Origin of the sequence: Tolypothrix sp. VBCCA 56010 (genome assembly GCF_050875635.1) — a bacterium.
Classification (GTDB): Bacteria; Cyanobacteriota; Cyanobacteriia; order Cyanobacteriales; family Nostocaceae; genus Hassallia.
This window is the reverse complement of record NZ_JBPAOH010000207.1, coordinates 1-10,568: the sequence shown is the minus strand read 5'-3', so window position 1 is coordinate 10,568 and position 10,568 is coordinate 1. Positions and strand designations below refer to the sequence as shown.

General features: G+C 41.3%; 11 protein-coding genes and 1 pseudogene. 4 read left to right on the top strand and 8 right to left on the bottom strand.

Features of this window, described 5'->3' with window-relative positions:
• Positions 1-198: 198 nt before the first annotated feature.
• From AABK37_RS37410 to AABK37_RS37400, 3 genes are all read right to left on the bottom strand, one after another.
• The gene (locus tag AABK37_RS37410; RefSeq protein WP_432556508.1) at positions 199-1,554 is read right to left on the bottom strand and encodes an S-layer homology domain-containing protein; all 1,356 of its coding nucleotides are present in this window, start codon (positions 1,552-1,554) and stop codon (positions 199-201) included.
• Positions 1,555-1,680: 126 nt separating this feature from the next.
• Positions 1,681-2,787, bottom strand: coding sequence for a glycosyltransferase family 4 protein (locus AABK37_RS37405; protein ID WP_432556507.1), 1,107 nt, complete (start codon positions 2,785-2,787; stop codon positions 1,681-1,683).
• Positions 2,788-3,169: 382 nt separating this feature from the next.
• A complete protein-coding gene (locus tag AABK37_RS37400; RefSeq protein WP_432556506.1) occupies positions 3,170-4,675 on the bottom strand; it encodes a hypothetical protein in 1,506 nt (501 codons plus the stop codon).
• Between the two features lie 126 nt (positions 4,676-4,801).
• On the opposite strand from AABK37_RS37400, the gene AABK37_RS37395 reads away from it, so the two are divergent.
• Together AABK37_RS37395 and AABK37_RS37390 are read left to right on the top strand one after the other, a co-directional pair.
• Positions 4,802-6,010 (top strand): histidine kinase, encoded by a 1,209-nt coding sequence (locus AABK37_RS37395; protein ID WP_432556505.1) that lies wholly within the window; start codon positions 4,802-4,804, stop codon positions 6,008-6,010.
• 77 nt (positions 6,011-6,087) lie between these two features.
• Positions 6,088-6,222 carry a hypothetical protein gene (locus AABK37_RS37390; protein WP_432556504.1) on the top strand — a complete coding sequence of 45 codons (135 nt, stop codon included), beginning with the start codon at positions 6,088-6,090 and terminating at the stop codon, positions 6,220-6,222.
• Here AABK37_RS37390 and AABK37_RS37385 read toward each other — a convergent pair.
• Entirely contained in the window at positions 6,203-7,240 is a 1,038-nt protein-coding gene (locus AABK37_RS37385) for a diguanylate cyclase domain-containing protein (protein ID WP_432556503.1), read from the bottom strand. The two genes, AABK37_RS37390 and AABK37_RS37385, sit on opposite strands and share 20 nt — an antisense overlap.
• Before the next feature lie 323 nt (positions 7,241-7,563).
• Entirely contained in the window at positions 7,564-7,746 is a 183-nt protein-coding gene (locus AABK37_RS37380; RefSeq protein ID WP_432556502.1) for a hypothetical protein, read from the bottom strand.
• 281 nt (positions 7,747-8,027) lie between these two features.
• On the opposite strand from AABK37_RS37380, the gene AABK37_RS37375 reads away from it, so the two are divergent.
• Positions 8,028-8,288 carry a chlororespiratory reduction protein 7 gene (locus tag AABK37_RS37375; RefSeq protein ID WP_432556501.1) on the top strand — a complete coding sequence of 87 codons (261 nt, stop codon included), beginning with the start codon at positions 8,028-8,030 and terminating at the stop codon, positions 8,286-8,288.
• 260 nt (positions 8,289-8,548) lie between these two features.
• Here AABK37_RS37375 and AABK37_RS37370 read toward each other — a convergent pair whose 3' ends face one another.
• Positions 8,549-9,097, bottom strand: a complete 549-nt coding sequence (locus AABK37_RS37370) for a DUF2854 domain-containing protein (protein WP_432556500.1) — start codon at positions 9,095-9,097, stop codon at positions 8,549-8,551.
• A 243-nt stretch (positions 9,098-9,340) separates the two neighbouring features.
• Here AABK37_RS37370 and AABK37_RS37365 point away from each other — a divergent pair, with 243 nt between their 5' ends.
• Positions 9,341-9,523: a hypothetical protein gene (locus tag AABK37_RS37365; protein WP_039742376.1), complete on the top strand. Its 183-nt coding sequence runs from the start codon at positions 9,341-9,343 to the stop codon at positions 9,521-9,523.
• 128 nt (positions 9,524-9,651) lie between these two features.
• Here AABK37_RS37365 and AABK37_RS37360 read toward each other — a convergent pair whose 3' ends face one another.
• Positions 9,652-10,068 carry a response regulator gene (locus AABK37_RS37360; protein ID WP_432556499.1) on the bottom strand — a complete coding sequence of 139 codons (417 nt, stop codon included), beginning with the start codon at positions 10,066-10,068 and terminating at the stop codon, positions 9,652-9,654.
• Between the two features lie 198 nt (positions 10,069-10,266).
• Positions 10,267-10,568: pseudogene (locus tag AABK37_RS37355) on the bottom strand (RNA degradosome polyphosphate kinase); the annotation flags it as partial.

The following is a 10,568-nucleotide window of genomic DNA, read 5'->3' as shown; positions in this document are numbered from 1 at the left end:
GAGAGGTTGTAAAGGAGTTCTAAAGCGGGCAGTGTTTCGCCCACTTTAACATTGTTATTGTCTTTAACAGTTTTTTATAAATTAGAGATATTTTGTAAAGGAGTTCTAAAGCGGGCAGTGTTTCGCCCACTTTAACATTGTTATTGTTGAGTTATTGTTGAGGCGTAGACGCGCAGCGGCTTGTCGTCAGACATCGCTTTAACTTCGCTTTAACTTCAACGCATCACTCGCCGATACTCCATCGCCTTGAGTACCAAAATACCACAAAGCCGCCGCCGCCTCAGCCCGCGTCACTGGCTTCTTCGGCTGAAACAGCGTCGTATAACCAAACACCCGCCGAATATTCGATTGTTCGCCACTTTGGAAATCTGCCAACACAGCGCGTAAAGCTTTCGGGTCAATTTTCCCCACATCTTGAAAACCCCAAGTTTGCTTCACCGCGTCTAAATTTGCCCCAGGTAAAGCTTGACGGGTATCGAGGGGTAATTTCCACAAAATCAACTGTTCCCGCGTCAAAGGTGCATCAGGACGAAACAAAACTTCTGTAGAATCTCCAGACAAAGGACTCGGAATCAAACCAGCTTCCGCTAAACCTTGAATTTGTCCAAAATCAGGATTATTTTTCGCCACATCACTAAAAGCTGATTGTCCGCTTTCCGATGCCAAGCGAATCTGTTTTGCCGGATTATTAGCATACATCGCATTGTTCGTCGCTACTAACCAACGAGCATATTCTTTGCGAGTAATGATTTTATTCGGTTCAAACTGATTTGTCGCCGTATTGGTTTTAGCTGCATTTGATTCTACAGACAAAACGCCTAATGCAGCCAAATCTTGGATGTGTTGTCGCAATTCTGGCGATACTTTATTCAAATCGCTAAATTCCGACGTTGTTATGTTATTATCTGGCGTAATTGCTGATGATGCTACATTTGCAGGTGGCACAGGTCCAACAAACTGCGAATCGCCAGGTTGAGGAACGTTATTATTAGTTTCGCTCTTGTTTGTTGTTGGCGTAGGTTGTGCCGTTGCAGTAACATTACCTCCATACTCAATCAACAATTCAGTCGCTGTCTGCGGTTGATTGGGTGCTGGGTTGGTGACTGATTTCGGCTGTATGGAAACTTTCACCTGTAAATCATTGCGCTGCGCTGCAAAAACATTAGACTGTTGATCTGTAGGTTGTTGTAAAATCTGCCAGTTATTCTTTTGAAACTGATTGCGATAAAAGTCTTCAATTATATTACTAGGGTCAGAACTCAGCCAACGAGTTGATACACCATTGCTTGAGGGTGTAACTTCTTGTAATTGGGCATTAGTATAAAGCGGAATATCTGAGGGAAAATCAGCAGGTAACTGAACTGTTGATTGGGGAAGTTGTTGCGCTTCGGTTTGCTTGGCTTTGCCAAAAATAACAGAGTTGTTTTCCAGTCTGGGATCTGCTGCCAAAGAGTCCTCAAGATTTTTGGCAACAGGACTGTTAGCACAAGCTGTTAACGACGAGAGTAAAACAGCCAAACTCAGAAATACAGCTGGACGTTTACAAAGCACCACAGGAAATCACAAAACAAGTGTCAATTCCTACGCTAGCGCAGACTGTCGAGAATTTATCAACAAAGCCTCGTAGGGTGCGTTAGCCGAAGGCGTAACGCACCCTACAAAATTACTATAAGTATCAGATTATGTTTCCAATGCTTTGGGAGTGAGTTCACGGCAAATTTCCAGCAATCGAGTAGCAGCACGCGCTGCCGAGAACTTTTCCGCAACGTATTGGCTAGACTGGAAACCCCGGTTAATTGCTTCATCCGGATTATCTAAGCAGTATCGCATACATTTGGCTAATTCTTCTGCATCTTCATTTTCAAAAAATAGGCTGTGCAGTCCTGCCACTTCTGGCAATCCTCCCATTTTTGAGACAATTGAGCAGGTTTGAACGCTAGAGGCTTCTTGCACTACATAAGGTGCTGGATCTTGCCAACGAGAAGGAGCAATTAAAGCCAAAGAATCCTGAACTTTTAGAAGTACTTCTTTTTGAGGAAGTTTACCTAAAAAATTAACTTGATTGGCAATTTCTAAATTAGACGTTAGCTGTTTTAATTCCTGAAATTGTCCGCCATCGCCAATTATGATGATTTGAAATTCTTTTTTTTCATCTTGTAAAATCCGCGCTGCTTTTAATAAAATATCTACGCCTTTATCTTTAGCTAATCTACCGACAAAAATAAACTTATATGGATAAGATAAATTTTCTTTAGTTTTCAGTTGGTTTTTTGACTTGATTTGAATCGGATTATATATAGTATCGACTGACCAAGGAAAGGCAGAAGATTCTCCCAAAAAATTGCTACAAGCTGTATGATAATCAGCTAATAGTGCCGTAGAAAGGCGAGTTAATAGGCGTGCCCATTTGACAAAAGTGTGTAATTTCCACTTCAATGGATAGTTAGCTTTCGGTAATGTCTGTTTAAATTCGGTTTTCAGCCGTTGTGTCAACTTCATCGGCTTGTAAATAGTATGAGTAGATTGATAAAGACAATAATGGTATTTAATAATTATCTTTTTATGCAAAGCTTTACATAGCAAGGTAAAAGATAAGTCATTTGAATTCATATGGACTATATCTGCCCAAGCAATATAAGTAAACCATTTGGCGATATTGTCTTGTTTTGTAGATATAGTTTTTACTTCGATTTTTTTGGCTTCGAGTTCGGGAATAATCGAATAAATATAAGTTAAAACACCACTAATTTCGTTTTCATAATGACGGTGTTGAATTAATATTTTCATACATCAGGTATTGTAAATTTTGTCTTTATGGAAACTGGGGAATGAGCATAACTATGAAACAAGTATTTCACTTTGCTCAAAATCAACTTGGTGTCTATTATCCCAAGTTAAAATTCACGTTTCTCCTGCGAAACCCGGTTTCTCCTGCGAAACCCGGTTTCACAGGAGTTACCGGGTTTCTAGTTATAGTAGATGCTGCTAAACTAACATTTTCAAAGAAAAAAAGCGTGAAAATGTTTAATATGACTGGAAGCAGAGCCTCCAAGAAGTTGCACGTTCCCTGGCTGGGGGCAGGGAACGAGGGTTGACGCGGACTTGAAATGAAAAAGGCTACGTAGGTAGGGTTTGTTCGTATAGCCACAGGAATAGAAGCGCCTGTAGGTTAAAATTTCACGTAGTTCTCTAAATCTTCAATTTGCGGTGCGGGTAGCTGATTGAGAACTCGCCACAGAACTGTGTAGCTGCCATCAGAACGCCGACGAACGGGACGGAAGGCGAAAATGATGTCACTGCTGTGCATTTGTTGTAATTGGTCAAGATGGCGCCGCTGGGTTGGGGTTAGAGGCTGACCAGTTACAATAATTTCTGGTAATTGGAATTGTAGCGATCGCACTAAATAAGTACGGTTCAATTCTGATTTCGCACCCGCTAAAATTACTTGATGATTAAATTGTTGGTTTTTCCCAGTGACAAACCGTCGTTGCTCTACTTGTAATGCCTTTAATTGCTTGGGAGGCTGATAGTTGAGAAAAAATTTCCGCGTCTGGGGTGAAATAACTTGCAGCTTTGCATCCAATTTTTCTAAGGGGATATCGCCGACATTCACCATAAAGTTGTAATCTAGTCCTTGTTGCTTTAACTGAAAGTTATCGCCAACCATCACAAGTGCTAGACTAGGAGTAAATCCGCCTTTAGCCTCACCCAAGGACGGAAATGGATAGCGATCGCTGACGCTAGGTTGCAATCGATTCTGAAGTGTATTCAGGGGACGATTGTAAGCTGTATGCGGCAAGACGCGAAAAATACCAGTATTAGGTGAAGTGAGAAACTTTGCGTAAATCTGCGGCTCTTGAGGGTCGAGATCGTAGGCAAAACGATCGAGTTTAGTAAAATTTTCCCTCGGATCGTTAAATTTTATGTCTGGGGGAAATGCTGTTTGTGCTGTTGCTAAGAGCTGAAGAGCAGTTTCTAAAGTAGTCAACGCTTCTGCTGGAGGTGCGATCGTCGGTTGCCGTGGCGGTACATAATCAGCTATGGCTGTTTTCGCAGTTATACCGATTAAAAGTGGCGGATTTGGTGGTATCGGCTCCCATGTGGAAAAAGGTATCGCTGGTTTTCCCAAGTTGGGATACTGCGTGAGTGCGATAGAAAGCACTGGATCTGATTGTCGTTCACCAGATACTAGTGGTAGCTCTCTTACTAACGCCAACTCTCCCCGTCGAGATAACAACCTATCTAATAATGGAGCAAGGTTTGACAATTTTGAGCTGGAAGCGTACAAAGAACAATATATTTGTATTTGTTCCACCGTTAACTGCGAAGTTTTCGGCAATCTCGTAGAAGAATCCGTTGGAGTACATAAAGCTTTCGGGCTATTGTACTGATATTTGAGAAAACCTTCTGTTGCCTTAACTTGAATTGTTAATTGCCCCCGAACAGCTCGCATTCGATTGGCATCAGGTTGAGATAATGCTTGCTCAATGCGAGCAATCAAGTTGATCTGCTGCTGCACTAACAAACTGGCAGATTTATAAAAGCTCTTGCTCGCTGGCTGTAATGCAGAATTTGGACTTTGGACAGATTCTGGCTTATATTCAGCAGCTAAGGTGTTTCTAGGAACAGAAATTAACCAAAAAAGAAGCAAAAAGCTGAAAAATATGTGTCTCATGTTAAAAACGCAGATCGAATGGGAGTATGAAAAATCTAAAATAGATATTAAATTGAGAAAAACGAACCACCATCGACAATTGTCCGTTAATTCTAATTTCTCTCAAGCGTCGCCGGGTTGTTACCAGTGCTGAAACACGATTACATGCAAGTTTCCCAGGATCAGCCTATTTACTCTGAGGCTCCACTCCAGCTCTTACTATTTGTCGATGGACGTCCAAAGTCCCGACAGCAAGTACTGCGAATACGCGCCTTTCTCAAAGAATTACAGGCTGAGTATAAATTTGAACTTCAAATTGTCGATGTTGGGCAACAACCCTATTTGGCGGAACACTTTAAATTGGTAGCAACGCCAGCGTTAATTAAAATCCGTCCTGACCCCAGGCAGATACTCACTGGCAGTAATATCATCGCCCAACTGAAAACCTGGTGGCCCCGCTGGCAAGCGGTAATCACCGAAGCTTATTTAAAATTAGAGAATGAGCTGCAAGAAACCATTGACGACAACGCTCATGTGGCATCAAGCATAACTTCTATTTCTTCAGTTGTTGCTTCGGCTGAACTAATTCAACTCTCGGATGAAATTTTTCGCTTGAAACAGGAAAAAGAAAAACTCCAAGAGCAAATACAGTTTAAAGACCGAGTAATCGCTATGTTAGCTCATGACCTCCGCAATCCGCTAACTGCTTGTGCGATCGCTTTAGAAACTTTGCAATCTGATTACAATCCTGATATCAATCAATTCCAGCGCCTCAAACCAGCTATGGCTGTACATTTATTAAAGCAAGCTCGCAGTCAAACTCGCACAATTGACCGGATGATAGCTGACCTTTTGGAAGTTGGTCGAGGAACTGAAACAGAATTGCCAATTATACCACAAAAGACAAACCTTGGCAAGGTATGTTTAGATGTACTAGAGGAATTAGGCGATCGCTACATTGCCAAATCGCAACAGGTAGAAATAGATATCCCCAAAGACTTGCCTTATGTGTATGCCGATCCAGAACGCATCCGCCAAGTGTTGGTAAATCTTTTAGATAATGCCATTAAATATACCCCACATGACGGTAAGATTAGCGTTTGTGGACTGCACCGCACCACTCAAAAAGTACAGTTTAGTATTGGCGATACTGGTCCTGGTATTCCTGAAGAAAACCGCGATCGCATCTTTGAAAACCACTTCCGGCTAAAACGCGATGAAGCCACAGAAGGTTATGGCATTGGACTATGTTTGTGCCAACGCATCATCCGCGCACACTACGGTCAGATTTGGGTAGATTCTGCCCCTACCGGCGGAGCATGGTTCCATTTCACTTTGCCAGTTTATCCTTCTTAGGGCATTGGGCAATGGGCAATGGGCAATGGGCAATGGGCAATGGAAATAAAAAGAAGTTTCAGAATTTCACTTAAACCATGCCCCATGCCCCATGCCCCATGACGCCAGTTGCCTCAACGGAGGACGCCTCCGCACGGCACTGGCTCCCCCATGCCCTATGCCCCATTGCCCATTGCCCATTGCCCAACATTTTCAATCAAGCATTTGCTTAAGGATAATGCGATTGCGTCCTTCTGCTTTTGCCTTGTAAAGAGCCTTATCTGCTTCTTGAATTAAAGATGAGGGTTCAGATTCAAAAGTAGGAATCGTGGTTGCTACCCCCAAACTAAGAGTGACGTAGCGACTAATAGTTGATGGTTCGTGAAGAATTTCTAACTCCCTGACTCCAGCTTGCATTGCAGCGGCAAAATGAACAGCTCCACCCATCTGAGTATTCGGCATAATTACTGCAAATTCTTCGCCACCGTAACGCGCAACTAAATCCTGAGAGTTCTGTACTGTCTGGCTTAAGACAGTACCAACCTTTTGCAAGCACGTATCTCCAGCCGGATGACCATATTTATCGTTATAAAGTTTAAAAAAGTCGATATCACAGAGAATAAGTGATAAAGGCGATCGCTCTGATGCTAAAGTCAACCACTGAGAATTTAGATAATCATTAAAACGCCGGCGATTAGCCACACCAGTTAGACCATCCACGTTAGCAAGATGCTGTAGAGCCTTGTTAGCAGCTTCTAGTTGTTTGTATAGTTGCGCTTGTTGCAGCAATCGTCGTACTCGTTGACGCAATATCCCCAGGTGAATTGGTTTGGTGACAAAATCGCTCGCTCCGGCTTCAAAAGCACGGTCTACTAACTCTGGATCTTCCAATCCTGTAATCATCAATATGGGAGTGCGCTCCCATAGCTTTGAGATTACAGTAGTACCTAGAGAAGATCCACCAGTATCAAAATTGGCTACAGCTAACACCAAGTTATTTTTGGCAATTTGAATCAGCTGCTTGCAGCAGGCAAAGCCATCCATCACGGGCATAATCGCATCTAACATAACTAGATCCGGTTTAACACTTAAGAAAGCTTCTAAACACTCCTTACCATTTGTTACCTCCAGAACTCGATAACCTTCTTTTTCTAGAAATTCACGCAACAGCACTCTGATGGGTTTGTCATCATCAGCCAGCAGAATTAGAGGAGGTTTGTTGGAAATAGAAGTTGGTTTTTCGCCTGACATGAGTTGCGTTCCACAAAGAATACGGCATCTGGAGGCAAGCTATTAATTTATATTTCAAGATTTTGCTATTTTAACCACCAGAGCCTGTAATATTAATTGAATAAAAAGGATAAATTCTGACGCTTTCTTGCGTTATGTTGATTTTACAGGCATTGACTGTTTGCAATTTACCGGAAAACCCAAGAACTTACGCTCTGCGGTAGTGGTAAATATTTTTTTGTGTCTGGGTTTTTGCTCTGATTGTGACAAAATAGCACCTAGAACAACCAAGTTTTTTCCCGTCTGTTTCTCAGACTGGGTAACTTTGGGGTAGTTAGGGTGCGTTATCCCAGCGATCTGTGATTTGGGTATTTAGGCGATCGCACACTCATTGTCAGAAATTGCCGTTTGGGTGCATCCGGCTTGACAATCAACTGTTTTCGGACAATAGACCCCTGAGTTTCCCCGACTTCTGACAGAAGTCTAATTGTTTTGACCCAAGCTAATGGTAGATGACTGAGTTGCATAAAAAATATAGGAACGCAAAGGCAATTTTTTTAACTTTTTTGTCTTGCCAGGTATATGGCAGGAGTTAGTATTTATATTTCCCAACTGCTTCATAGGAATTGCTATGTTATTGAAAACCTTTAAAGCTTCATTATGACGTTACTTTGCGCTTTGTAGCAAGTAAAAGTAAGCGCGATCGCCTGACTTCGCCAAATCCTGGTCTAAGACTTCAATTTATTAATCATCGACAGACTTGGCACAATTTTATAATAATTGGATATAAACTTACCAATTTTCTTCAATGCCAGACTCATTAATGTATCAGCAGGATGATTTTGTCGTCCTAGAAACAAACCAACCAGAACAATTTTTGACTGCATCTGAGTTATTAGAAAAGCTGAAAAAAGTTCTGCAAAACTTCAACTTTCAAGATTTGCCACAAGACTTACGCTCATTTAATTCTGTGGAAGCTCAAGCTCAATATTTACTTGACACTAGTTGCGAGTTAGATATTGGTGTTGGTCAATATTTGCAGTGGTATGCAGTTCGTTTAGAAAAGTAATTAGTCATTAGTCGGCAACGCAAATGACTTATGACTAATAACTAATATCATGACAGGCTTATTACACATATTCAGGAATGAGAATATAGTAACGCCGTGTCGGAAGTAGCGGGAATTCATGAATTCCCGCTACTGTATAATGTGCCTTACAATTATTTTTGCGCTCATTCCTAATATTGTAGAGACTTGTGACAAAACGTCTCTACAACGGTTGTAGTCTTTTTATTACTATTAACGAACTGCATGACATCATACAGTCGCTATTTGGGAGTGCTAATTAGCGTCAGTTCAAGTTCATCTTCAGCTGTCTGGGTAACTTTAACTTCAACTCCCGGACCGAAAAACTTGGTCATTTTATCTAGCTTTTGTTCCCAAATATCAATTGGTATCATTGGCGAATCAAATTCTAAAATTAAAGCATAAGCGCCATTAATTTCTGTTTCTCTGAAGCCTGTAATTAATGGTCGTTCTTCATCTGTCGGACTTAAACCCAAAAACGACAAAGCCTTATCTAAATGAGCATCTTGACCGTAGCTATATTGAGTAATGTCTCTGCGAATTTCTTTTTGAGTGTTAGTTGCTTGCTGTTCGCGTAGTGCTAATACTGATGGGGTTGGAGGTTCAGTGAAAGGTACGGGTTTGAGTTCATTTGCCTTCAGTGCGAATCCTCCCAGCAGTAGAGGAATCCCATAAAAAAATCCGACAAGATTAAGTGTGGCATAGTCAGCAGCGTAAGCGACGAAGCCCATGATGGTCAAAATCCCACCGACGGTTATACCGAGTGTTCCCAAGGAAAATTGGCGTAGCATAATTTCCGATTAGTATAAATTTTTAAGACCTCAGCTTTATTATCATCGGTTATGTGCCGCCCCGGTAGCAAAAGACTATAGTTTGAAAATACGAGTAAGCGTTTCAACGCTGAAATTAACGACTTCAGTCGTTACTACGTATGAGTATTTTCGTAGTAAGCGTTTCAACGCTTAAATCAAGGACGCTCAGTCCTTACTACAATCAAAGCTAAACTTGAGAAGAGTAAACAGTCAAAGAAAACAATGGATATACAGACTATAAAAGAACGAATCGCTGTAGTTGAAAGCAAACGCGAGTACTTGCTGAGTCTTTTGGAGCAACCCAACTTGGGAACTTTAAGAGTTGATGTAAATCAGGCTTTAGAAGAAATGGATGATTTACTCGACGAATTTAGACGCACGTTTCCGCAAACAGGAAGCAATTAAGCGGACTGAAGCAGCGATATAATACTAAATTACGTCGGTTGAAGTCTCAATTGAGACTTCAACCGACGCCTTTAACGTTACCATATTTCTAACTATTCGTTCTTTGAGTTACCACTGGGTTTATCTTATTATGCAACGGAGCGATCGCACTCACGCTGCCCTAATTGCTTAACCAAATCAATTAGTTCCCTAGTAGGTACATCTTTTTTGCAGAAAGCATCCAAACTACTCATTGCTTTTTTCTCCAGCAACTTCGTGTCTTCCACCGAAGAGTAAGCAATGATTTGAGTCTCAGGGGAAATTGCTTTAATATGACCAGAAGCAGACCAACCATCCATCACTGGCATTTGTAAATCTAAAACAATCACATCTGGCTGGTGACGCCTAACCATTTCCACTGCTTCTTGACCATTACTGGCTAAACCTATAACTTGAATGTTTTCCTGGCAGGAAAAAGCCAATTGCAATGTTAAACGAGTCAGTTCGTGATCGTCAACCACTAAAATACGCACAACAGTAGAAGGTTTACAAGACAGCATTAACATTAAAGGAAACGATTAAGTACTATAACTTTTATAGTTTATGGGAAGTACTGGTGGCACTGACTCTATCCTTTGGTTGAATAATTGCTATGCACTTATAAATATTGATCGGATAGCTGAGGCAAAAATTAAAGTTTTATTAAAGAACTCGCGTTTTCCTAGTTATCTATGTTTCAAGAAGTGTTTTGAATCAATCATATTTTAGGCAATGCTATTTGAACCCAATGCCATAGACATGAGAATTTTTTGTGAGTGAGATTCCGGACAATCCTCACCTGGATGGCGTTGGATGTAACTGCCATCAGGCTGTAATTCCCAAGCTTGGCGGTTATCTGCCATCATAATTCCTAATACTTCTTGCAAATCTTTAGCAATATCTGCTTCTTGCACTGGAGTAATCACTTCCACCCGACGATCTAAATTGCGCCGCATCCAGTCAGCACTACCGATGTAGATTTCTTCTTCTCCATTGTTATAGAAGTAAAAAATGCGGGAGTGTTCCA

Coding starts and splice junctions, on each gene's coding strand:
- AABK37_RS37400 (WP_432556506.1), bottom strand. CDS start 4,675: ATGAGACACATATTTTTCAGCTTTTTGCTTCTTTTTTGGTTAATTTCT.
- AABK37_RS37360 (WP_432556499.1), bottom strand. CDS start 10,068: ATGTTAATGCTGTCTTGTAAACCTTCTACTGTTGTGCGTATTTTAGTG.
- AABK37_RS37375 (WP_432556501.1), top strand. CDS start 8,028: ATGCCAGACTCATTAATGTATCAGCAGGATGATTTTGTCGTCCTAGAA.
- AABK37_RS37405 (WP_432556507.1), bottom strand. CDS start 2,787: ATGAAAATATTAATTCAACACCGTCATTATGAAAACGAAATTAGTGGT.
- AABK37_RS37385 (WP_432556503.1), bottom strand. CDS start 7,240: ATGTCAGGCGAAAAACCAACTTCTATTTCCAACAAACCTCCTCTAATT.
- AABK37_RS37365 (WP_039742376.1), top strand. CDS start 9,341: ATGGATATACAGACTATAAAAGAACGAATCGCTGTAGTTGAAAGCAAA.
- AABK37_RS37380 (WP_432556502.1), bottom strand. CDS start 7,746: ATGCAACTCAGTCATCTACCATTAGCTTGGGTCAAAACAATTAGACTT.
- AABK37_RS37390 (WP_432556504.1), top strand. CDS start 6,088: ATGCCCCATGCCCCATGCCCCATGACGCCAGTTGCCTCAACGGAGGAC.
- AABK37_RS37370 (WP_432556500.1), bottom strand. CDS start 9,097: ATGCTACGCCAATTTTCCTTGGGAACACTCGGTATAACCGTCGGTGGG.